Here is a 23619-nt window from a genome sequence, read left to right as displayed (position 1 = left end):
GCGCCAACGACCGTACGTCCGCCGACCACGCATGTCGCCACCGCGCCGCGCCAGGTCTGGTGCTGGGACATGACCTATCTGCCCACCACGGTGCAGGGCCAGTGGTTCTACCTGTACCTGATCCTTGATCTGTACAGCCGCAAGATCGTTGGCTGGGAGGTGCATGAGGCCGATCAGGCTGAGCACGCCGCGCATCTGGTGCGACGCACTGCTCTGGCCGAGGGCATTGCCGCGTTGAGCACCAAGCCAGTTCTGCATGGCGACAATGGCTCGACCCTCAAGGCCACGACCGTGCTGGCGATGCTGCACTGGCTGGGCGTCAAGCCGTCTTACTCAAGGCCGCGGGTGAGCGACGACAACGCCTACGCCGAAGCGCTGTTCCGAACTGCCAAGTACCGCCCCGAGTTCCCCGCGCACGGCTTCGCCGATCTCGACAGCGCGCGGAAGTGGGCAAGCGGATTCGTACACTGGTACAACGTCGAGCATCGCCACAGCGGCATCCGCTACGTCACCCCGGCGCAGCGCCATGCCGGCGAGGACACGGCCATCCTCGCTGCGCGTCACGCGCTGTATCAGCAAGCAAGAGAGCAGCAACCGGCACGGTGGTCGGGCGACACCCGAAACTGGTCGCCGATCACCAGCGTAGCGCTCAACCCCGAACGTGATGCATGCGTCGCGCCGAACTCATCAGGCGCTACAACCAAACAGCGATTGGCTGCATGACTGAGGCGACAACTATCTTGACGCGCGCCGGAACCGAGCGATGAAGGATCTCATCGCAAAAAAACTGTAGGGCCGGACGCCAAGCGGGCGGCGGCCGGCTATCTGGTGGACCAGCACGAGTTGTCGATCGTTCGCGCGTGCGGCTGCGTGGGACTGTCGCGATCGGCCTTTTATCGCGAACCGGCGCACTGGACGGTTCGGGACGCTGAAGTGATCGCAGCGCTCGCGTCGCTGGTCGAGAATCGACCGAGCCGTGGTTTCTGGATGTGTCGAAAGCAGCTGCGCCGGCAGGGCCGGCCCTGAAATCACAAGCGCATCTACCGCGTGTACAAGCTCATGAAACTCAATCTGCGCCGTGCCGCGAAGCGGCGGCTGCCGAAGCGAGAGTGCGTTCCGCTGTACGTGCCGCGGCTGCCCGACAGCGTCTGGTCGGCCGACTTCATGAGCGACGCACTGATCTGCGGCCGACGCTATCGTTTGTTCAATGTCGTCGACGACTTCAACCGCGAAGCCCTGCACGTCGAAGTCGACACGTCGATTACCTCGGAGCGGCTGATCCGCGTCTTCGAGCACCTGCGCCAGACACGCGGGCTGCCGCAGGTCCTGCGCACCGACAACGGCCCCGAGTTTCTCGGCGAAGCCTTCACGCAATGGGCCAAGGCCGCCGGCATGGCGATCCAGTACATCCAGCCCGGCAAGCCCAACCAGAACGCCTACATCGAACGCTTCAACCGCACGCTGCGCAACGAACTGCTGGACCAGCATCTCTTTGCCCGCCTCGACGACGTCCGCGAGGCCGTCTACTGGTGGATGCTGGAATACAACGAGGAAAGACCCCACGACTCGCTCGGCGATCTCACGCCGATCGAGTACGTTCAAGCCGCCAGAAACTCTGGTTTTGAACTGTCGCCTTGACGGGGAAGATTACGCCTGGAAATCAACTTTTCGGGTTTTTCAGGGAGGACTAAAGAACGTCTAGCGCATTTTCCGCACTAGGAAGGTTCAGCACTTCAAATAGCTGTTCGGCAGTTGTAACGGCATCAATGGCGGCCTGAACATCACGCCTAGATGTGCTGCCACTGACACCAGGAAATTCTTCGTCTGAACAGTCAGCAATCCAGTCAAGCACCGCATTTTTCAGTTCAGCAAGGTCCGGCGGTCGGCCTTCCTCAAAATGGACCGCAATCCGCCATCCATCAGTCAGGCGACTCAACAGCCGGCGCGCGAACGACTGCCCCCATGGACCAAGAACTTGGATTCGGCTGATTCGTCGCGTGGTCCCATCTCTGAATAGAACTAGTGCGCCTTGATACTCTTTCATCAGGCGCCGGCGCGACGACTGAGCCTGAGTCAGCGCCAAGGGGCTGAGTGGATACACACCCCGATTTCCAGGAAGAATTAGGAGCAATGAGTCGTTGCTATTCGCATCCACAATCACCTCCAATACCTGCTGCAGCCAGACCTGCGCCAGCTGGAATTTCGGCCACCCAACTGGGAGCGCCGAGCCACGAAAGTTTCGGGTGGCGCGACAGCCAGTTGTTGAACTCGGCAGAGACTGGATTCGTGTTCCATGGCTGATTCTTTACCTCATTGAATACATTTTTTCCGATCCCCTGATTCCGCTCCAACAACCAGTGGTGCCGATGCTGTCCAGGCTTCAATAACTGTATCCCGCGCCGATTCATCCATTTGCGGGTCGCATCCCAGGAATGCTTCCCGACGGTTTTGAAGCGGAACGCCCCTTTTCCGAGGGCATTCAAAAGTCCGCCGCCTAAAGCACTTAACCCGACTTCAGCCCAATTCACACAGTTCCAATTCCCGTCGTTTTCGTATAGCTGCAACGCCAAGTCTGCTCCGGCGAAAGCGACGCCCCAGACGAATTCCCCTGTCGGATCCGTATTGCTCACCGGATTTCCCTCGACATAGGCGTAAGTATTTACCCCCCCCTCCAAGCCAATAGGGTCACTTTGAAGGTAGCGGCCAATACTCGGGTCGTAGTAACGGTTCCAGTTGTAGAGCAACCCACTTTCCGAATCGTAGTATTGGCCAGGGAAGCGGGCGTTGTACGTGAATAAATTGCCGTCGCCATCTGGATCCTCACTCGCCGCAAGTGTGCCGAAAGCATCTCCATCCCACCGCCATACGATCGTATTGCTGGAAGTCGAGACTGCGCGAGGTGTTTTCAGGTGGTCGGAGTAAACGTAGTAATTCGAACCAGCTTTGATCAGCCCAATTGGCCGACCTGAAAGATAGATAGTTTCGAGCACTGGGAAACCACTCGAGTCGTACTCGCCCTCCAACAGGCCATCAGGATCGTATGCGAAGCGCGAAATAGTTCCAGAAACGTTTTTCTGCACTCGCTGATTTTGCCCATTCAACGAATAGCTGACGCCCGACCCAATTCCAACGAGCCGATTACGAGCATCGTAGGTATACGCTCGAGGTCCATCCGAGATGATGTTTCCTGTAGCGCTATAGCCAAATGTTCGGCTTACCCCACCGGAAATCGATGCAAGCCAATCCTTCCCTGTCGAATAGGTGTAAGTGCTGGTGGTGCCGTTTTGAATCGAGCTTCGATTTCCGTTCGCGTCGTAAGTCATCGTTTGCGAGAGACCGAAGCCCAAATAGCTCGTCACACGACTCAAATTGTCATATCCGATCGTTTGGCTGCCGCCAATGCTCGTGATTCGACTAGCCGCATCGTAGACGAGCGAATTACTCGTCCCTCCGACTTGGTAAGCAGAGAAACGACCGTCTCCATTGAGAGAGAAGGCATTCGCTGTGCCATTTCCCCATGTCCATCCGATAGGCTCTCCGAAAGGTGCAGAGCTGATGCCGTACACGAGTGATTGCCCATCTACAGATACTGAGTCAATCGTGTGGTTGGCGTTATATCCATAGGCGACTGTATGCCCCGAAGGGTACGTAATCTGCACCAACTGACCGATGCTGTTGTACGCGTAGTTTGTAGTCAGCGTGGCACCCGAAATTTGCCGAGCCATCTCAATGACTCGGCCGTGCCCATCGTAGTGAATCGCCAACGAGCTACCCGTGTCGCTCATTGAGGTCAGGCGACCGATTCCGTTAGTTCCTTGATCGTAGACGTAGTTCGAAGTCACCGAAGTGCCCAGGAGAGTCGACGTTGCCTGCGTCCTCCGATTGAGGGCATCGTAGGTGTATGTGGTGATTGCGCCTCGGGCATCCGTCGAAGACACCAAGTTGCCCGCGTTGTCGAAAGTATTGTTCGTCGTTCCGGTGTCGGGACTCACGACGCTCTTCACGTTCCCAAACGCATCTGGGCTGTACTGTGTCACGTGGTTATTGCTGTCCTGGACAGTCGTGATCTGGCTCCGATCGTTAAAAAAGAACTGTACGATGCTGGAGTCGGGCCTCGTGATTTTAGTCAGGCGATCACGGCCGTCATACAGATAATTGGTCGCCAAGCCCAATGCATCGACGGATTTAGTTAGGTTCTTGTTGCCATCGAAGGTCAGCGTTGTCGCTTGAGAGGATGCATCCAATTCTTTCTGCAGTCGGTTATTCGCGTCGTAAATAGCTGAGCTGGTTTGGACCAGGCTTCCTAACTGATCGTATACCTTCTGCGAGATCACATTGCTCGCGACGTCTAGCGTGAAATCAACCCGATTTCCGGCTTGATCGGATACCTGCACCAGCCTTCGCGCATCGTCATAGGCATATGCGAGAAAGCGACCGTCGGGCAATGTGGTTTTTGTCAGTAGACCAGTGGGGCCATATTCATACGTCGTCACTTCGCTCTCGATTGTCGAGCTGACAACGCGACCTCGCGCATCGTATGCCAAGGAGGTGATCACCCCGTTTGGATCTTGGATCGTCAACGGATGACCATCCTCGTCGTAGTCAGGGAACTGGGTAACGTGCCCCAATGCATTCGTCACAGAAGACACATTTCCGGCGCTGTCATACGCGAGTGTCGTGATATCCGAGACATCGGTGCGAGGACCATCAATGCTGTAGAGCCTGCCTTGCGCGTCGTACTGATAGGACCATTGCTGGACCTTTGATGTCGCTGTGTCGGTGATCGACTTCGTCGCAAGTTGTCCCGCCGAAGTGTAAGTGAACGTTGTGCTTCTGCCTTGTTCGGTCAAGCTGCTTTTCAAAGGAAGCGCCGCATCCCATTGCGTGCTGATGGACGGATTCGATCCACCGTAAAAGGTCTTAGAAATTTCCAAACCTCGACCGTTATACGTGTATCCAATGTAGTTGTTATTCCAGTCGGTAGTCCCAGAGATCGATCCGTTGCTTGTGTAGGTGTATGACTTGAAAGCGCCACAATCGGTGCAAGTTGGTCCAGTGATGCTAGTCAGAACCTTGCGATTTGCCGCCACTGTGTAGACATAGTTATTGGCGCTGCCCAGTGGGCTGGTCACCGCGACGTTGTTCCCTGAATAGACGAAAGAATATTTCTCAACGCCGCCAGCGTGTTCCGTTGACGTTGGCCGCCCGCGCTTGTCATACGTCCAGGTCGCAAAGCGGATGCCGGCTTCATCCACGATCCCAGTCAGTGGATTCATCGTGTTCTTGCCTGAGATGCGAAGAAACTGCTCGACGTAGCCAACGTCAAAAGCGGTCCCCGATATCCCGTATAGGTTCAGCTTCGCCATCTCGGCCGACGTAACTGGCTCCACGGGAGTGCCTGTAATCGAATACTGCGCGGGCCCTAAACTCTGCTCGTAGCGATACTGTCGATTCAGCCCGTCTGGGTAGGTGACGCGGCCCAAAAGGCCTGTAGGAACGTCCACGCCGGAGTAGTCGTATGAATAGATCCGACCGGCAGGGTCGACCATCTGCGAAACGAGTCCTTGCCCGTTATATTGCAACGCAATGTGTGAGCCGTTGCTCGACGCAATGTCGATCAGCAGCCCAGCGCTAGGCGCAATGGCCGCCGAAGTGCTGGATGAACTGTAGGTCAGCGTGTACTGTGAACCATCAAGTTGCTGAATGCGGATAAGGACGCCCGACGTATCGTAGTACTCATAAGCCAACCGGCTCGCATCGAAGTAACGCCAAGCACTTCCTTGCCCATCGGAGTACGACTCCAATTTGTCCGGCGTATCCGTTCGTGGTGTCCATACCCCGCCATTCGTATCAAACCCCACCGTTCTTCCGAGCGCTCGAGTGGCTACAATGAAATTAGTGTCTGTTGAAAGGTAGCGGCCAAACACCTCGATGAACCAATTCGGTCCTAGCGGACTAACATTGTTCATGAAGTGCCAGGACGAGTATTGCCTGGTGAAAAACAGCGGCGCGGACGCAGCTGAGCTCTGGTAGTCAACCTCAATCTGCTCTTTGCAATTTCTCCCCGGGAAAACAGGGTTTCCGACCTTATCGCAGGCCCCAACGGAGGGCGGTCGAGCGACTCTGCACACACCGTTGGTATAGGACATGCCCTCAGGGCAAACGGCGCTTACTCCTAACCAGCCTTGGCCGAACCAATTCGGATAGTCATCCGTCACAACGCCATCGGCATTTCGGGTGTATTTAACGTGATACATGCAGTTAAGGCCGTAGCCATCAACGACGCCAGCTCTGGGGTTGGAGTAGGTTATTGTCGTTTGGCCAAAGTTTTGGGGGGCTGGCATTCTCGCTTCGCATGCCTTATTCGCGCTGTGATAGAACGCGGTTCCTGTCGTGGTGCTTATCGAGTACAAGCGCCCAGCCGCGATCGTCTCGTACTGCCAGTCATCCAGCAACGCAGCCTCGGCGCTCTTCGCCCCAAGGGATGAGAAAAGCACCATTACGCAAAAAAATGCGGGCGAGGAAAAGAAGAATTTTTTCTGAAAGAACACTGCGATATCTCCCTCAATATTTCGACGCCACGCAGCCTTTCCGTAGGCGCGCCCATTGGTAATATTGCGCAAGCAAATCCCAAACGTTGTCCGGCAGGTGCACGTCTGGTCGATATAGGCAGATGTGCGGAGACCAATGCCTCTATTGGATTCTCGCCACCGACCTACCTGAATTGCACCAGTCGAACCTAGAAACTAGCCCCTGCACTTTGGACTAATGCGCTGGACCATGGCGCGCTACTGGGGTCAGCCACCTTGCCACCGGTGGACGGTGATGCTGGCGGGAGCTGGTCAAGTATCTGGCGATTTACACGCAGCATGTCCAGCAGCTCCATGAGGTTCCCCTGTTCCAGTCACGACTGGAGTCTATAAGGGGCGGCCAAGCTCAAGCCGGCATTGGGTCACACAACGACGCAGTCTCGTGAACTTCGTGCAGCCGTGGGAGTTAGATCCGGCGCCTCAGCTCAAACGCCCGCAGCGCAGATTCGCCGGCACCGCCACGTCCATGAGCCTAGGCGGCGCGAGGTCGAGGGCGCTCATGAGGCGGGCGTATTCCTCGGCGCTCGACACTTGCAGGCGCGGGTTGTGACGGCGCTCCTCCCCGATCGTGGAGACCGTGCGGCCATGGTAGTCGTGGGCCGGGTACAGCAGGGTGTCCTCGGGGAGCGTGAGCAGGCGATTGAAGATCGACTCGTACGCGGCGTGGGCGTCGCCGTTCTGGAAATCGGTGCGGCCGCTGCCGCGGATCAGCAGTACGTCGCCGGTGAAGACCCGCTGCGCGCCCTGCCCTTCGGTCAGCAGGCTGAACGAGTCGTCGGTGTGGCCCGGCGTGTAGATCGCGCGCAGGCTCAGGCCGTCGATGGCGATGCGCTCGCCGTCGGCGAAGCGATGGCTCACGCAGTCGGCGCGCGTGCGGTCGCCCATCAGCGTCATGCAGGCGGTGGATTCGCGCAGGCTGCCGAGCGCGGTGATGTGGTCCGCGTGCGTATGCGTGTCGATCGCGACGACGAGCTTGAGGCCGAGTTCACCGATGGTTTCGAGCAGCATCGGCGCCTGCTCGATCACCGGATCGATGATCAGCGCCTCGCCGCCGACGCGCGAGGCCAGCAGGTACGTGTACGTGCTCGACTCGCGTTCGAAGAATTGGCGGAACAGCATGTCGTCGTCCTCGGTGCGCCTCGCGGCTCAGCTGTGAGACCGCGCTCAGAAATCCCAGTTCAGCCGCAGTCCCCAGGTGCGCGGCGGCGCGAGCGAATCGTGCCGGCCGAAATCGGTGTGGAACTGCGCAAGGTTGTAACGCTCGTCGCCCAGGTTAGCGCCGAAAGCGGTCAGGCGCAGCGACCACGGGCGATACAGGTAGCTGATGCGCGCGTTGATGATGTCGAAGGCGTCCTCGAAGGTGTTCGGCGTGTTCTGCGCGAGGTAGTAGTAGCCCGAGTTGTAGTAGTAGTCGCCGGCGACCTCGATCGGACCGCCCGGAATCTCGAAACTCTGGCTCAGGCTGAAATTGCCGCTGAACTTGGGCGTGCGGACGATGCGGTTGCCCGAGAAGTCGCCGTTGTCGTAAGCCAGGCCGTCCGGCAGGGTGTTGCAGGACTCGGGCTGGTTCTCCACTTCGCCATCGCGCTCGCAGAAACCGCGCGCGTTGGTGTAGTCGCGATACCTGGCCTTGAGCCAGCTGGCGTTGCCGCCGAGCGTCAGGCCCGGATCGAGGTTCGGCAGCGGCTGCCACGCAAGCTCGATCTCGGCGCCGCGGATGCGCGCCTTGCCGGCGTTCTCCAGATTCACCGCACCGCCCGAGGTGAACGACATGAAGCCCGACTGCAGGTTCTTGATGTCGTTCTGGAACAGCGCCGCGTTGAAGCGCAGCGTGCGCTTGAACCAATCCGACTTCAGGCCCAGTTCGTAGGCCGTGACGCGCTCGGGCTTCACGTACTCGGGCTGCGCGAAGATGTTGATGATGTTGTACGTGCCGCTCTTGTAGCCCTGCTGGAACGAGGTGTAGAGCAGCACGTCCTTCGCTGGACGGAAATCCAGCGAGACCTTCGGCGAGAAGTTGTTCGCGCTGGTCTTGGCTGGATTGAACGAGTAGTTGATGCTCGCGTCGGGCGTGCCGACGTCGACGCGGGACATGATCAGTTCGCGCGTCTCGTGCTGCCAGCGGCCGCCGAGCGTGACGTCGAACCAGTCGGTCAGGCTCACCGTGCTCTGCGCGTAGGCCGAGTACGACTCGGTGTCGAGCAGGCCCGTGAAGTAGAAAGTCAGCGAATCCGGCAAGCCGCCGAGCAGCGCTTCGAGCGGATCGCGCAACGGCTCCGGCAGCGCGCCGACGAGGTTGTCGATCGGCAGCTGCACGAAGTCGAGCAGGCGCAGATAACCCGGATCGTAGCCACCGCGGCTCTTCAGGTAATAAAAGCCGCCAACCCACTTGAACCAGTCCGAACCCCAGCTTTCATCGTTGGACGTGAACTGCAATTCGCTCGTGGTGAAACGCTGATACTCGCCGTCCGCTCCGTAGGTCGCGATCGGCTGGCGGGTGCCGTCGAAGTCGTAGACGTAATCGTAGGCGCGCACCTTGTAGAAGCTGCCGAGCAGCTTGATATCGACGCCCGGATGCTGCCAGTCGAGTTGCCCGTAGTACGAGTAGGTGTCGGTGGTGAGTTTGGGTTGCGAATTCGCGGTGATGACGTAGTCGCGCGTCTCGGCCGGCAAGGTCGCGCCGAGAAAACCGGTCGGATCGACGTTCGCCGCCACCGTGGTGCTGGTGCCGCGTGACTGCGCGGCCAGGCCCGTCAGCGTGAGCTTGAGATTGTCGGTGAACTCCATGCCCACGCGAACGCGCGCGCCTTTGTTGATCTCGGAAGGCAGTTCGTAGCCGTTGGGGTTGTCCCAGTCGTAATAGCTGTCGCGCCGGTTGTAGAAGGCCGACACGCTCGTCGCGAAGCCGTCGCCGAGCGCGAGATTGACGTGTCCGCGCGTACGCGTGTCGCCGAAGTTGCCGTAGCTGGTCTGGAACGAGCCGGTGGTTTCGGGCCCGGGCTGCTCGGAGAAGATCGAGATCGCCCCACCCGTGGAGTTGCGCCCGAACAGCGTGCCCTGCGGACCCTTGAGCACTTCGATGCGCTCGATCGCGCCGAACGACTGCGCAATGCTGTGGCCCGACGGAAAGTAAACGCCATCGAGATACGTCGCGACGCTCGGCTCGGCCGACGGAATGAAGATGTCGGTGCCGATGCCGCGCAGATAGATCAGGTTGTAGCCGCCCAGATCGCTGAACTGCAGGCCCGGCACGGCTTGGGCGAGATCGCGCACGTCGACCACGCCGCGCGCATCGAGCTGAGCGCCCGAGAACGCCGAGATCGAAACAGGAACGTCCTGCAGCGGCTCTTCGCGTTTGCGCGCGGTGACGATGACTTCCTCGAGAAACACCGGAGTGTTCGGCGTGCTTTCGGACTGCAAGGGCGCGGCCTGCTCGCCCACTTCGACCGGCACGGTGCCGACTTCGGATGAAGTCGCCTGCGCGGGCTCTGCATTTTCGGTTTGCGCAGCGACCGGTGTCGCGAGCGCGAGCAGCATTGGCACGACGGAGGCGTTGGAAAGGCGGCGAAACGATTTCATGATGGAGTGCGTGTAGGAATTCGATACTGCGTCAACAGCGAAGCCCCGCGATCGACGACGCGATCCTGCGGAGCCAGTCCTGAGTCGATTGCGATGCTGTCCGGGCTCGAAGCGCCGACATCCGGCGAACGCAGCCGCACCGAGCGGCGCTCGAAACGCTCGGCGCCGACATGCAGCCAGACGAAGGTATTTTTTCCACTGCCCTGCACGCAGCGGCGAGGCAGCACGAACGTCGCTGCGTGGGCCGATCCGGCCGGCGCGTGATAGCGCAGGCGCACGAGTTCGCCGATCGCGAGCGGATGCTTCGGCGCGCTCGCGAAGTCCATCCAGAGCGTCCAGCCGAGGCCATCGGCCGCCGCGCTGTAGCCCGCCGGCTTGAGCGCGATCGCATCGCCTTGCTGCGTGAGCGCCTGGACTTGCAGCGCCTCGCCGTTCGGCGCCTGGTAACGGCGCCAGGCCAGACGCGGAGCCGCCTGCACGCGCAATTCGAACAGGCGCTGCCCGCCTTCGACGACCGAGCCGGCCGACACCAGGCTGCGCTGCACGACGCCCGCTACTGCCGCGCGAATCTCGATGCGCGATTGCAGGCTCTGCTTCAGGAATCCGATCTGCTCGGCCAGCGATCTGGCCTCGGCCTTGGCCTCTTCGAAATACAGATTGGCCTTGTCGTCGGCGGCCATGCGCGCCTGCGACTGCAAGCTCAGTCGATCGACATTGATCTTGGCGATGAACTGCCGCTGCTCGAGTTCGGCGAGCTGGGCTTCGCGGCGCGAGCGCTCGGCCAGATCGAGCACGGGTTCGAGCAGCGCGAGCGTCTGTCCGGCGCGCACTGGCTCGCCCGGCAAGGGCCAGCCCATCGGCGGTGCGAGGAGCCTTCCGGCCTGCGTCGCCTGCACGAAGCCCGGTCCTGCAGGCTGCGAGACGATTTCGCCCCAGGCCTGCTGCGCCGTGGTTTGCGCGGAGTCCGCAACGATCGTCAGCGTGGTGATCGCGAGCGAGCGTTGAAGGGGTTTGGACAGGATCAGTGATGCCGCCGGCTGCGCGGGTTCCGCAGCGGCAGCGGCGCCCGACAGCAAGGCGCCGAGCAAGCTCAGAACGATGAACTTCACCGCGAGACGCTCCGCTTGAGCAGCGCGCCGGCATCGGCGATCACGCGATCGCCGGGCTGCAAGCCGGCGCTCACCGCCACCGAGCTGACATCGGCCTCGGCCAGCGAAACCGCACGCGCGACGAAGCGCTCGGCCGATTCGTGCACCCAGACCCAGCGGTTTCCTTCGAACGAAAACACGCTGCTGCGCGGCAGCCGGGCTTGTATCTCGCGCGTCGCGAGTTCGATGCGCAAAGGCTCGCCGACGCGCAGGTCGGACGCCGAGGCCGAGTACCACGCGCGTTGCCGGCGCAGCGTGGAATCGAAAGCCTCGCCGACGAATTCGAGCGCGAGCGCCGAGCCATCCGCACGCAAAGCCTGTCTGGCCGCGCGCGTATCGAGCACGTCGGCATCGCACAGCGCTTCGACGAGCAGGCCCGATGCGGGCGCACCGGTTTCGACGAGCCCTTCGAACAGCGAGGCACCGGCCAGTGCGACGCCGCCCGATTGCGCAAGCGTGTCGAGCAGCCGCCCGGACACCGGCGCCTTCAGTGCGACGCGATGCGCGAGCGCCTTGTCGAGCACCGCGCGACGCGCCTCGCTGCCGTGGTAATCGGCGATCAGCTGGATCGACGGCGTCGGCAGCTGGATGTCGATCTGCTGCGCCACATCCATGTCGAAGCGGTGGATCTTCAGATCGGCGATTTCGAACTGGCGTTGTGCAGCGGCCTGCTGGCCTTGCAGATCACGCCATTGTCCGTCGGTGACGGCCGGCCGCAGCCAGGCCAGTAGCTGTCCTTTCTCGACGCGATCGCCGGCTTTCGGAAAGCCGCGCTCGGGCGGCTCGACGAGCCCGCGCTGGTCGGCCGAAACCCGCCAGAGCGAGCGCGGGTTGGCGATCACACGCGCGGCGATCACGCGGCTGTCGCGATCGACCGCCTCGACCGTGCGCAGCTGCAGGCGACGCTGCTGCGCCTTGTCGATGTCGAGCGCGGCCGGCGCTGCGGCCGGACCCAACGTGGGCCAAAGCGCGCAGCATCCGATCAGCAAGGTCGCGGCGCGCATACCACTCAACGAGCTGCGGTCGTCGCGGCAGGCTTGGCCGTGCTCGAAGCCGGAGCCGCGGCGTTCGCCGGCTGCAGCGGAACCTGCTTGCCTTCGAGCAGCGCGGCGATGCGATCTAGGCCGCGCAGCTGCGCGACACGCAGCGGCGTGTAGCCCGACTGCGACGCGAGCTGGGTGTCCGCGCCCTTGGCGAGCAGCAGGCGCACGGTGAGCTCGTGGCCGGCGGCTGTCGCCAGGTACAGCCCGGTGAGTCCGCGGCCGTTCTGCGCGTTGACGTTGGCGCCGCGATCGAGCAGCAGCGCGAGCAGATCGAGATTCGCGCCGAAGTACGAGGCGTGGATCAGCGGGCTCCAGCCGGCGTGATCGGCGAGGTTCACGTCGGCGCCCTTGTCGAGCAGCTGGGTCACGCAGTCGATGTGGCCCTGGCTCACCGCGGCAATCAGCGCGGTCTGGTCGAGCGAATCGAAACCGTTGATGTCGGCCCCCTTGGCGAGCGCCGGCGCGATCGCATCGCAGTTGCCGCGACGCACGTCGTTGATGAAGAAGATCTGCCGATCGTGCGGCGACAGCTCGGGCTCGGCGGCCGCCACGTTCTTCGCTTCGGATTGGGACGGCTCGGCCGGCGCGTGCGCGCAGGCCGCGAGTACGAGCGCCAGCGCGCTGACGATCAGCGGCGCGGCGAAAGAAAACGGGCGGTTCATCGTTTGGCGCTCTTCTGGTTGGCGGAGCCTGCGGCACCCGGGCCGGTGACCTTGGCCTCGGCGGTGAGCTTGGCGGTCAGGCTTTCGATCTGCTGCTGCGCGCCGCGCTGGCGCAGGGCCTCGCGCACGCTGTCGTCGAGCGATTCGTAAGGCTGCGGCTTGGCGATCACGCGCGGACCGTCCTCGATCTTGACGACATGCCAGCCGAAGCGGCTGCGCACCGGAGCCTTGCTGTACTGGCCTTTCTTGAGCGATTCGATTTCGTCGGTGAAGTGATGGTCGACGAAGATGTCCGGGCGGAACCAGCCCAGATCGCCGCCGTTGTTCTGGCCACCGGGATCCTGCGTGTATTTCCTGGCGACGGTGGCGAAGTCCTCGCCCTTGTTTAGCGCGGCGATCACTTCACGCCCGGCGGCGTCGGACGTGACCAGAATCTGGCGCACCTTGTACTCGACGATCTTGTTGTTGGCGCGCTTCCATTCATAGGCGGCCTTGAGCGTCGCGTCGTTGACGGGGTTCTGCTCGAAGTAATCTTCGAGATAGGCACGCGACAGGATCGCGCGCTGCTGATACGCAATCTGGTCGACGACGTCGGCGCGTTTGTCGATGCCCTTCTTCTTGGCGGCCTGCGCGAGCACTTCTTCGGTGATGAGCTCGGCACGCGCGGCGCGCTGCGCGTCTTCGGGAGAAGCGACGCGATCGCCTTGCGAATTCACGTCGAGGCCACCGGCCATGAGCTTGACGTGATTGACGCTGATCGGCTGGCCGTTGACGACGATGTCGGCGGCGAGCCCTGCATTCGCGGGTACGGCTTGATCGTCGGCCAGCGCGAGGCCGGCGACGAGCGTGGCGCCCACTGCGGCCGCCATCGGAACGACTTTGATCACAGCTCGAAAATCGGGAACTCGGACCACGGGAAACTCCTGAGTAAATTCGTCCAGGGCGCTTGTCCGCCCGCGAAGACTCGCGGGCGGACAAGGCTGGCGTTATGACGCCTTCGCAAACGGACTTCGAGAGAGGCCGGCTTTACAAATCGCCGTCCGGGTTCACCGGCTTGGCCGGGAAGTAGCCCGGGCCGAACAGGTTGGCGCCGTCACGCTCGAAGATGCCCGAGTGCGGCTTGGCGCCGCCCTTGGCACCGCGCTCTCCAGGCCACAGCCAGGCATCGCGCGCCGCGCTGTCGAAGTCCAGGCATGGCGTGCCGAGCAGCTCGTCGGTGAACGAGGTGTCGAGCACCGTCGCGCCGGTGGTGCGATCGACCTTGCCGATGCAGACCGTGCGATCGCCGTCCGAACCCGTGCCCGGCAGCGGCACGTGCTGCAGCTCGACGAAGTACTGGATGAACAGGTAGCGATCGACGCCGCTGACTTCAGCTCCGCCTTCCACCTGGTTGCGCGGCAGGCCCAGCGCGCTCGGACGCAGATCCTTGTAGCCGCCCTCGCCGTTCGGCAGCTTCTGGTAGCCGATGCGGTCGAAGTTGGTGAAGTGCGGACCACCGTGCGTGTAGAGGTTCTGCAGCGAGTTCAGGTTGCCGCTGCCCGGAGCGCCGCCGGTGCCCGAAGGCTCGCCACCGGTCTTGGTCGCATCGAGGAAGATGCCGCCGAGGTTGAGGTTGCGCAGCTCCGGAACCAGTTCGGCCAGACGCGCGTAGCCGGTACCCGGCTGCGTGACGTTGGACGACAGCGAGGTCACCGCACCTTCACCGTTCGGGCCGGTTTCGAACTGGCCGATCACACCGCGGATACGCGGGCAATCGTCGGCTTCGTTGTTGTGCCTGAGCACGTTGAAGCGGCCGCTGACGCCACCCGATTTGTCGAGACGCGCAGCACGCAGGCCCAGCGTGGTGTTGGCCGTGCGCGAGGCATCCGCCGCCGGGAAGTCGCACTGGATCTTGGTGGCCTGCGTATCGGCCTTGCCCTTGGCGAGCAGCGGACGAACGTCGACCGTCAGCACGCGACGGCTGTGTTCACGCGGATAGTCGCGATCGAAGTCGACGCTGCCGGCCGGATCGATCGACGGCGGGCTTTCGATGCCGGAGATCGGCAGGATCAGGAAGCGATCGTCATCCGAGATCGAGAAGTACGAAACGCCGGTGCACGGGCCCACGTCGTAGATCGGGCGCCAGTACGGGCCCTTGCCACCGTAGACGTTGTACTCGTCGCCGCGCAGCGTGATGTCCGGGCTGTAGAACAGCACGCCGCCGCACATGCTCGCCGAGAATGCGCCCTTGTGCGGAACGTAGTCGGCCGAACCTTCGGAGCAGCCCTGGGCGTTCTTCGTCGCCGCCGCGTTGGCCGCCACGCCGGCCGGAGAAACCGCCGCGTCGTAGCTCGCGTCGCCGTTGTTGATCCAGCCCTTCTGACCGACGCAGTGATGCGACTGGTGCGGAAGACCGAACGCCATCAGGCCTTCGTTTTCTTCGTGGATCAAAATCGGCTCGATGCGCGGACCATCCGGCACCGCGCTGACCGAGCGCAGGTAGGGATTGTTCTTGTAGACGTTGGCCGGTTTGAGCGAGTCCTTGGTCTTGCCCTTGGTGTACGTGCCGCTGGTCTCCCAGACGCGCACGGAGGCGCCGAAGCTCGAACCGCAGATGCCGAGCGGACCAATGCCGCCGAGCTGCTGGTCCTGGCCGCAGAGCGCGCCGAGCGCACCGTTGACGGCCGCGGCGCCGATCGAAGCCGGAACCGCGTAATCGGACGTCGCCAGGTACTTGCCGTCGTAGGTCAGCGCCATGCCGTGCGGCACGGATTCCAGACCGGCGTCGTAGTTGCCGAGAAAGAACAGGCCCTGGTTGGACTGGCGCGAAGCACGCTGGTCCGGGTAGCTCGTGTAATTGGTCGGGTTGCGTGGCTGATCGGCCTTGACCGTGCCCGGATACTCGGTGATGCCCGCGTGGCCGAGCAGCGGACCATCGTCCGGGCTCTGCGGCAGCGCGCCGAGAATGCCGAACTGCTTGATCGTCTCGGTGGTCAGCGCGATCGCGTCGGGCACCGCCGGCAAGCAGGCGCCCAGCGCGGTCGGTGCGGTGCGACTCGGCTCGATCTCGGTCACCGTGCCACCCGGCGCATAGGCGTAGTTGCCCATGTAGGTGTAGAGAATCTTGTGACCGCCGCCCTGCGAAGGCATGACGATGAAATCGTCGGTCAGCGACGAGCGCTTGACCTGCGAACCGCAGACCGCGATCTCCGCCTTCTTGATGCTGCGCACGCTGGTGATGTCGTAACGGAACACGTTCTTGGTGATCACGCCGCCCGCGAAGGTGTACTTGCGGCCGGCGGTCAGACCGTCGCTGCCATCGGAGATATACGAGGTGTACGCGAGCATGTGGTGCGGATCGTTGTGCGAGTCCGTACGCAGCAGGTTCGCCGCACCGCCGCCGATGCTGCCGAGCAACAGGCTCGGAAGCTCCGCGGTCCAAATCACGTTGCCGTAGGTCGTCGAATTCGGTTCTGCATCGACGACGGCGAGGAAGTCCTGAGCGGTCGCCGGGTTGCAGGCCGGAGAGGCGCAACCGTCACCGGTCCACAGCAGCAGCACCGCGCCGTTCGGAATCACCGCGCCGGTGTACTTGTTGATGGCGGGCTGCGCGGCTCCACCGGTCGCCTTGGCGACGGCGTCGCGCGTGCTGTTCTTGCTGCCGTTGAGGTTCGATGCAACGGTGCCCAGCGTGTTGTTGACCGCGTTGCTGAGACCACCAAGCAGCGCCGAGGCTTGCGCCGGCGCTGCGACCGATACGGCATTGGCCGACAGCAGCGCGGCGCCGAATGCGGCGCTCGCTACTGCGGTCCAGGCCTTTGGCACCCCCCTTCGGGTGCGGCGTTTGGTAACGCTCATTGTGAAGACTCCTTGAGTGTCTGATTGGCAATTCGAATGGGGATGCAATCGTCAGCACTCACTCCTCTCGTGAGGTTGCCTGGCTTCGTTTGCCTGCCGCTCCCTGCGGTGGCGCCACGATAACCGCAGCACCCGACAGTTGGTTCATCTCCGATTAGACTTTTTGAGCGCGACAAAAACGCGTTTGGTTCTAAGAGCACGCCTGTACGACGGCGAAGCTTCTAGAAGCGCGAATCGACGCCGGTGTCGGCTGGCCGGACAGCGTGTTCGTCGCGGCTTTGCAGGCGCAATCGCTCGATCGCCGCAAAGGCGTAACGCTCGATCAGCCACGGCGTCAGGAAGCTGTCGAGCAGCGTCGCCGACAGCAGGCCGCCGAACACCACGACCGCTACCGGATGCAGTATCTCCTTGCCGGGCGCATCGGCCGAGACCAGCAGAGGCGCCAACGCCGCCGCCGCGATCGACGCCGTCATGAGCACGGGAACCAAGCGTTCGGAGGCGGCACGGATCAACAGGGAACGATCCGGCGCCCTGTCCGATTCGATGGCGAGATTCAGGCAATGACTGATCTTGAGCAGCGCATTGCGCGCCGCGATACCGCTCAAGGTCACGAAGCCCACCGCGCTCGCCACCGTCAGCGGCGTCGCACTGAGCCATAACGCGAGCAGGCCACCGACGGCCGACAGCGGCACCACGCTCATGACGATCAGCGTGAGCCGGACATCGCGGTAGCGCAGATGGATGACGATCGCCATCAGCAGCAGAGACAAGCCACCCAGCAAGCTCAGCCGCCGCAGGCTCTGTCTTCGCTCGGCGAATTCACCTTCGATGCGCGCCTCATATCCCGCAGGCAAGGCGAACCGTTCGACGGCCTCCTGCAAAGCCTGCTCGGCTTCGTCGAGATCGCCCGCGGCCGACGCCGAGATCACGAGCCTTCTTCGCAGGTTTTCGCGCAGGATCTGGCTCGGCCCGGGCTTGCGCTCGATGTCCGCGATCCACGACAGCGGCACCGGACCGGCCGGCGCGTCGATGAGAAGCCCGGCCAGACGCGCGGGTTCGCGTTCGGCTTCGCCCAGGCGCAGCACGAGATCGAAGCGGCGCTCGCCATCGACGATCTGCGCGAGCGTCTCGCCGCTCACGAGCCTCGCGAGCCTGCGCTGCACCTGCGGAGCCGACAGCCCGTAGGCGCCGGCGCGGGAGCTGTCGACGCGCGCCTGCCACAGGCTGATCTCGCTCTGCTTCTCGATCTGCACGTCGCTCAAGCGCGTGTCGTCGGCCAGGCGCGCGGCGAACTCGCTCGCGAGCGCACGCAGGGTCGGCAGGTCGTCGCCGACGAGCTTGATCGCGAGCGGCGCGCGAACGCCCGACAGCACGTGATCGAGCCGGTGCGTGATCGGCTGGCCGATCGAGACGCTGCCCGGCAGGGCCGCGAGCCGCGCGCGGATCGCATCGGCGGTGCGATCGCGCGCAACGCTTGCGTCGCGCAGATGCACGTCGAACTCGGAGTAATGCACGCCTTCGGCATGCTCGTCGGCTTCGGCGCGACCGCTGCGATGCGCGACCGAGGCCACGCCCGTAATCTCGAGCATCAGTCGCTCGGCGGCCAGCGCGACGCGCTGCGATTCGGGCAGGCCGATGCCGGGTTCGAGCAGCAGATTCACCGTCAGCGTCCGCTCGCTGAAGGCCGGCAGGAAGCTGCGCGGCAGCACCATCAGCGCGACGATCGACACGATCGCGAGCAGCACCGCGACGAGCAGCGGCAGAGCGCGCGAGGCATCTAGCACGCGAACCAGCACGCGTTCATAACCCGCGCGCAGACGCAGCAGCCAGCGTGGTTCGTTCGAAACCAGGCGCTCGCCGAGACCGAGCAGGCACAGCGCCGGCGTCACCGTGAGCGCCACCAGCAGGCTCGCGAGAATCGCGACGATGTAGGACAGCGCGAGCGGTTCGAACAGGCGCCCGGCGACGCCGCCGAGCGCGAGCACCGGCGCGATCGTCAGCACGATGATGACGGTGGCGTAGAGAATGCCCGTGCGCACTTCGCTGGTCGCCTGCGCGATGAGCTGCAGCGCGGGCTTCGGCGATGCGCTCTCGCGGTTCTCGCGCAGGCGCCGCATCACGTTCTCGACGCCGACGACGGCGTCGTCGATGAGCTCGCCGACCGCGATCGCCAGGCCGCCGAGGCTCATCGTGTCGATCGTCAGCCCGAGCAGCTGCAGCACCAGCACGGCCGAGACCAGCGACAGCGGAATCGCGACCGCGGCGGCCAGCGTCGCGCGTCCGCTGGCGAGAAACAGCAGCAGCACGAGCGCCGCGATGATCGCCGCATGCAACAGCGCGTCGCGCACGTTGCCGACCGACGCGCCGATGAAATCGGCCTGTTCGAACACCGGCGATGCGATCGCGTCGCCGGGCAGCGAAGCCTGCAGCTCGTGCAGGCGCTGCTCGATGCGCCGCGTGAGCGCCAGCGTGTCGACATCAGGCTGCTTCTGCACCGACAGGATCACCGCGGGCTCGCCGTCGACGCCGGCATCGCCGCGCTTGAGCTTGTAGCCCTCGCCGACCTCGGCGACCTGGCCGAGGCGGATCGGAGCGCCCTCGCGCCAGCCCACGGCGACGTCGCGCAGGGTCTTGAAATCGAAACGTCCGCCGGTGGTACGCAACACCACTTCGTCGCCCGACGACGACTCGACGATGCCCGCGCCGCCATCGCGGCCGAAGCCGCGCGCCGCCTCGCTGATGTCGTCCAGACGCACGCCGTGCAGGCGCATGCGTTCGGCATCGGGCCGGATTTCGTATTGCCGCAACTCGCCGCCGATCGCGAGCACCTGCGCGACGCCGGGCACCGCGAGCAGCGCCGGACGACCGACCCAATCGGCCCAGTCGCGCAGCGCCGAAGCGGCGGTGGCCTGCTTCGGCGAACGCACCGCGATCAGCATGATCTCGCCCATCAGCGAACTGACCGGGCCGAGACGCGGCTGCACGTCGGCAGGCCAGCGATTGCGCGAGGCTTCGAGCCGCTCGGCGACGAGCTGGCGCTGGCGATACAAATCGGAGCCCCATTCGAATTCGGCCTGCACGAGCGCCAGGCCCGGCGTCGACGTCGAACGCAGGCGCTGCAGCCCTGGCAAACCGGCGAGCGCGGTTTCGATCGGCACCGCGACCTGCGCCTCCACGTCTTCGGCTGCGAGCTCGGGCGCCTCGGCCTGCACGCTGACGGTCGGCCGCGCGAGCTCGGGCAGCACGTCCACCGGAACCTGCGCGAGCCGCGTCGTACCGAGCACGAGCAGCACCAGCGCGAGCCCGATCACGAGCCAGCGCTGGCGCAGGCTCCATTCGACGATCGCGCTAATCACGAGCGTCTCGTGCGGATGTCGTGCCGCGCATCAGCCGGCGCGCCGCTTGCGCAACCGCCAGACACCCGCGACCACGAGCAGCAAGGCCGCGATGCCGGCGCCCGCGATGAGCACCGCGCCGGCTCCGCCCTCCGACGATGCGCCGGGCGCGGATGGTTCAGCCGCAGTCGCGTCGATCGGCAGCGTTCCGCCGAATCGTTCGGATACGCCCTCGCCGCTCAGGCTCAGATCGAGCTGCACCTCCCTGGCCTGCGTGTCGATCTGCAGATTCGCGCGATAAAGCCCGGGCTCGATTTCGAGCGCCTGCACGAGACGCCCCGCGCTGCGCACATCGACGCGCAGTCCGCTCGTGGGCGCATTGCTCGCATAGTCGTCCGCATAGACCAGCAGGTCGCGCCCTTGCAGCAGCGCCACCACTTCGAGCCTCGCGGATGTGTGCGTGAGCCTCGGCGCGAGCGCCTGCTGCTGCGCGACGGGCGCGTCGCCGTGATCGTGGCCTTCGTGGGCGAAGGCCGGCAGCGCGAGCATCGTGCAGGCGAGCATGGCGATTCGAGCGATCGACCGCCCGCACGCGAGCGCAACCGGTTCAGCGCGGTTCGGCGAAACGCGGATCATCGAGAAAGTTCTCGTCATTGAGCGTGTCGAGGAAAGCGAGCAGATCGCCGATCTCCTCGTCCTTGAGTCGGGAAGCGGGTTCGAGCAAGGCGTCGTGAGAAGCCGCATCGCGAATGCCGTGCGCGTAATGCGCGAGCACCTGCTCGAGCGTGTCGAAGCGGCCGTCGTGCATGTACGGTCCGCTGTTGACGAGATTGCGCAGGCTCGGCGTGCGCATGCGTCCGCGATCCTGCTCATCGCCGCTGATCGCGGCGCGACCCGGGTCTTCGCTCGCGAGACCATCGCGATGAAATGCGCCGTCGGTGAACAAGGGCTCGGCATGGCAGCTCGCGCAGCGCGCGCGGTAGACGTCGAAGCCACGCGCTTCCTCGGCGCTGAAGCGCTGCCGGCCGGCGATCACGCGGTCGTAGCGCGACTGATCCGAAATCAGCGTCGACAGGAACTGCGCGAGCGCGCGCAAAAAGTGCTGCGAGTCGATCGTAGGCGCGCCGAACGCAGCTTCGAACAGCGGCGCGTAGGCCGCATCGGCGCGCAGCTTTTCGAGCACCTGCGGCAGCGTTTCACCCATTTCGACCTGATTGCTGAGCGGCGCGAGCGGCTGCAATTCCAGGTGCGTCACCGCGCCGTCCCACATGAAGCTGCGCTGCCAGGCCAGGTTGAACAGCGCAGGCGCGTTGCGCGTTCCGTTGACGCCGCCGAGGCCGTGGCTCAGCGCGTGGTCGTAGTGCGCGAACGCTGCGAACTGCTGATGACAGCTCGCGCACGACACACTGCCGTCGATCGACAGCTGCGGGTCGTAGAACAGCTTGCGGCCGAGTTCGAAGCCGGCGCGCGTGATCGGATTGTCGTGCGCGTCGTAGACCGGCCGTGGCCAGCCGTCGGGCACGCGCAGCTCGGGCGTCTTCCATTGCAGCAGCCAGCGCGCGATCGGCTCGTGCCGGGCCGCGAGCGCGGCGCCGGCGGCGATCAGGCTCGTCGCGGCGAATGACCCCAGCAGCAGCCGGCGCATGGATCAGCGATCGCGCCGCGGCTCGTGATGGATGTGATCGACACGGAACATGCCCGCATAGCGATCGGCCACCGTTGCGCCCGCAGCCGGATCCATGATCGTCGGCCTGTCGGCGATGCGCAGGCCGGGCTCGCCTTCGAAGATCGTCGCGAGCTCGCCCTGCAGATGCACGGTGGCGACGAGCTTGGGATCGAGCTTCACGGGTTTGGCTCCGAGCGGCAGGACCACCGTTCGTGCCGGCGTGGGCTCGCGCGAGCCGCCGACGTGGTACTCCACGATCTGGCTCCGGGCGCTCGACTCGGGCGAATGCCCTTCGAGCTTGAAGAAGATGTAGCCGGTGTTCCAGGTCCAGAACATGCCGCGCGCCGGATCGAGCGCCCCGCTCTGCACGCCGGCCGAGTTGCGCGCCGCATCGACGCCGATCACGAACTCGATGCCGTCGTACTCGCCCTTGCCGAATCCGGCGATGTCGAACAGCTTCGAAGTCGCCTCGCTTTCGTCGACGAGAAAATAGCCGCGCGCATCGGCATCGCTGTGCGCCGCCGCGGACCATTGGCCATCGACGCCGTGCAGGCGGAAGTTGCTCAGGTAATAACGTAGATGATCGATGCTCAGGTGCTCTCCGGTCGGCAGCGCCGTTTGCTGCCCGAGCTTCAGCGGCTGTCCGGCCAGGCCGTGACTAATTTCGAGGCGCAGCGGCAGGCCGTCGTCGGCTCTGCCGCGGCAGGCAGACAGCACGGTCAATGACAGCGCCCCCACCAGCAGGGCACAAGCTGAACGCCCGGCGCGGCTCGCCGCTTCCATCGACCTGACTCCCGTTCGGAAAGCGGCGACTCTAGGCAAGCCCTGTAAGCTTGCGAAGGAATATTTGGCGATTCTCATATGCTCAAAATGCTCAGCCCAGCTCCGTTCAAGGCTCATTACGCTACCGGCCGTCGCCCGTGAGCCCCTCGATGACGCCCGATCCAGCCCCTCCGCCGCCGTCCGCCGCCCCCGATTCTCTGGCCGACGTACTGCGCCGCATTCCGGCGCTCGACTGGGTGATGCTCGTGCTGGCGATCGCTTCGCTGGGCCTGCTCGCCTGGGAATGGGTCTGGCCGCTCGACGAATCCCAGCTGTATTTCGTGTTCGGGGCCGACACCACGATCTGCGCCGTGTTCGCGCTCGAGTTCCTCTGGCGCTGGCGCAAGGCCGGCTGGCATTGGGCCTACGTGCGCCGCAACTGGTACGACGTGCTCGGCATGATCCCGGTGCAGCATCCGGCCCTGCGCGCGTTCCGGCTGCTGCGGGTGCTGCGCGTGGTGGTGCTGGTCTCGCGCGTCGGCATGGCGGTGGACCGCACGCTCGGCGACGAATACTTCTACCGCTTCACGAGCCGGCTCAAGCGCGACCTCGTAAGCTCGATCAGCGGCGCGGTGACGCTCGCGGTGCTCGAGGAAGTGGAGCAGGTGCTGCACAAGGGCACCTACACGGCCAACGTGGTCAAGGCGCTCGATCGCAACAAGCCCGAGCTGCGCCGGCTGATCCTCGACAAGGTCAAGCAGGACCCCACCGCCGGGCGCTTCCGCCGGATTCCGTTCTACGACGACATCATGGAGTCGGCGGTCGACGCCGCGCTGCGCGTGACGGGTGACCTGCTGCGCGATCCGCGCGCCGACCGCTTCGTCGCCGACGTGCTGTTCGAGACGCTCGACCAGATCCGCAGCACGGTCGCGGTCAAGGAAGCCGTCAAGGAACGCGAGCGCGAGCTGCATCATCACCGCGAGCCCCGCTGAGAACA

General features: G+C 63.9%; 14 protein-coding genes and 2 pseudogenes. 3 read left to right on the top strand and 13 right to left on the bottom strand.

Annotation, left to right across the window (positions count from 1 at the left end; translation table 11 throughout):
• The coding region (locus AC3WUM_RS09480) for a transposase (RefSeq protein WP_492409987.1) at positions 1 to 723 on the top strand (723 nt) is incomplete at its 5' end.
• Positions 724 to 745: 22 nt separating this feature from the next.
• Positions 746 to 1638: pseudogene (locus tag AC3WUM_RS09475) on the top strand (IS3 family transposase); the annotation flags it as partial.
• Positions 1639 to 1687: 49 nt separating this feature from the next.
• Here the strand turns inward: AC3WUM_RS09475 and AC3WUM_RS09470 are convergent.
• The 13 genes and pseudogenes from AC3WUM_RS09470 to AC3WUM_RS09410 all read right to left on the bottom strand — a co-directional run bounded on the left by AC3WUM_RS09470 (position 1688) and on the right by AC3WUM_RS09410 (position 22643).
• Positions 1688 to 2044: a hypothetical protein gene (locus AC3WUM_RS09470; RefSeq protein ID WP_492409986.1), complete on the bottom strand. Its 357-nt coding sequence runs from the start codon at positions 2042 to 2044 to the stop codon at positions 1688 to 1690.
• Positions 2045 to 2141: 97 nt separating this feature from the next.
• Positions 2142 to 6623, bottom strand: a complete 4482-nt coding sequence (locus AC3WUM_RS09465; protein WP_492409985.1) for an RHS repeat-associated core domain-containing protein — start codon at positions 6621 to 6623, stop codon at positions 2142 to 2144.
• Positions 6624 to 7022: 399 nt separating this feature from the next.
• Positions 7023 to 7709: pseudogene (locus AC3WUM_RS09460) on the bottom strand (MBL fold metallo-hydrolase); the annotation flags it as partial.
• Positions 7710 to 7754: 45 nt separating this feature from the next.
• Positions 7755 to 10169, bottom strand: a complete 2415-nt coding sequence (locus AC3WUM_RS09455) for a TonB-dependent receptor (protein WP_492409984.1) — start codon at positions 10167 to 10169, stop codon at positions 7755 to 7757.
• Positions 10166 to 11278, bottom strand: a complete 1113-nt coding sequence (locus tag AC3WUM_RS09450; RefSeq protein WP_492409983.1) for an efflux RND transporter periplasmic adaptor subunit — start codon at positions 11276 to 11278, stop codon at positions 10166 to 10168. The genes AC3WUM_RS09455 and AC3WUM_RS09450 overlap by 4 nt, the downstream gene beginning before the upstream one ends.
• The gene (locus tag AC3WUM_RS09445; RefSeq protein WP_492409982.1) at positions 11275 to 12321 is read right to left on the bottom strand and encodes an efflux RND transporter periplasmic adaptor subunit; all 1047 of its coding nucleotides are present in this window, start codon (positions 12319 to 12321) and stop codon (positions 11275 to 11277) included. The genes AC3WUM_RS09450 and AC3WUM_RS09445 overlap by 4 nt, the downstream gene beginning before the upstream one ends.
• 5 nt (positions 12322 to 12326) lie before the next feature.
• Positions 12327 to 13022 (bottom strand): ankyrin repeat domain-containing protein, encoded by a 696-nt coding sequence (locus tag AC3WUM_RS09440; protein WP_492409981.1) that lies wholly within the window; start codon positions 13020 to 13022, stop codon positions 12327 to 12329.
• Complete coding sequence (locus tag AC3WUM_RS09435) at positions 13019 to 13909, bottom strand: peptidylprolyl isomerase (protein ID WP_492409980.1); 891 nt, start codon at positions 13907 to 13909, stop codon at positions 13019 to 13021. Before AC3WUM_RS09435 ends, AC3WUM_RS09440 begins: the two co-directional genes overlap by 4 nt.
• A 139-nt stretch (positions 13910 to 14048) precedes the next feature.
• Positions 14049 to 16826, bottom strand: coding sequence for a hypothetical protein (locus AC3WUM_RS09430; protein ID WP_492409979.1), 2778 nt, complete (start codon positions 16824 to 16826; stop codon positions 14049 to 14051).
• A gap of 254 nt (positions 16827 to 17080) precedes the next feature.
• Positions 17081 to 20215, bottom strand: coding sequence for an efflux RND transporter permease subunit (locus tag AC3WUM_RS09425; protein ID WP_492409978.1), 3135 nt, complete (start codon positions 20213 to 20215; stop codon positions 17081 to 17083).
• Positions 20216 to 20245: 30 nt separating this feature from the next.
• Positions 20246 to 20758: a hypothetical protein gene (locus tag AC3WUM_RS09420; protein WP_492409977.1), complete on the bottom strand. Its 513-nt coding sequence runs from the start codon at positions 20756 to 20758 to the stop codon at positions 20246 to 20248.
• A gap of 43 nt (positions 20759 to 20801) precedes the next feature.
• Positions 20802 to 21839 (bottom strand): cytochrome-c peroxidase, encoded by a 1038-nt coding sequence (locus AC3WUM_RS09415; RefSeq protein WP_492409976.1) that lies wholly within the window; start codon positions 21837 to 21839, stop codon positions 20802 to 20804.
• 3 nt (positions 21840 to 21842) lie between these two features.
• Positions 21843 to 22643: an MbnP family protein gene (locus AC3WUM_RS09410; RefSeq protein ID WP_492409975.1), complete on the bottom strand. Its 801-nt coding sequence runs from the start codon at positions 22641 to 22643 to the stop codon at positions 21843 to 21845.
• Between the two features lie 149 nt (positions 22644 to 22792).
• On the opposite strand from AC3WUM_RS09410, the gene AC3WUM_RS09405 reads away from it, so the two are divergent.
• Positions 22793 to 23614 (top strand): ion transporter, encoded by an 822-nt coding sequence (locus AC3WUM_RS09405; protein WP_492409974.1) that lies wholly within the window; start codon positions 22793 to 22795, stop codon positions 23612 to 23614.
• Positions 23615 to 23619: the final 5 nt, after the last annotated feature.

Source organism: Hydrocarboniphaga sp. FW305-C-57, assembly GCF_058783045.1.
This window is presented reverse-complemented; position numbering and strand designations above follow the sequence as displayed.

Bases quoted from the DNA above. Each gene is read 5' to 3' on its own strand.
- AC3WUM_RS09470 (WP_492409986.1), bottom strand. From the start codon at position 2,044: ATGAAAGAGTATCAAGGCGCACTAGTTCTATTCAGAGATGGGACCACG.
- AC3WUM_RS09455 (WP_492409984.1), bottom strand. From the start codon at position 10,169: ATGAAATCGTTTCGCCGCCTTTCCAACGCCTCCGTCGTGCCAATGCTG.
- AC3WUM_RS09445 (WP_492409982.1), bottom strand. From the start codon at position 12,321: ATGCGCGCCGCGACCTTGCTGATCGGATGCTGCGCGCTTTGGCCCACG.
- AC3WUM_RS09440 (WP_492409981.1), bottom strand. From the start codon at position 13,022: ATGAACCGCCCGTTTTCTTTCGCCGCGCCGCTGATCGTCAGCGCGCTG.
- AC3WUM_RS09420 (WP_492409977.1), bottom strand. From the start codon at position 20,758: ATGCTCGCCTGCACGATGCTCGCGCTGCCGGCCTTCGCCCACGAAGGC.
- AC3WUM_RS09415 (WP_492409976.1), bottom strand. From the start codon at position 21,839: ATGCGCCGGCTGCTGCTGGGGTCATTCGCCGCGACGAGCCTGATCGCC.
- AC3WUM_RS09410 (WP_492409975.1), bottom strand. From the start codon at position 22,643: ATGGAAGCGGCGAGCCGCGCCGGGCGTTCAGCTTGTGCCCTGCTGGTG.
- AC3WUM_RS09405 (WP_492409974.1), top strand. From the start codon at position 22,793: ATGACGCCCGATCCAGCCCCTCCGCCGCCGTCCGCCGCCCCCGATTCT.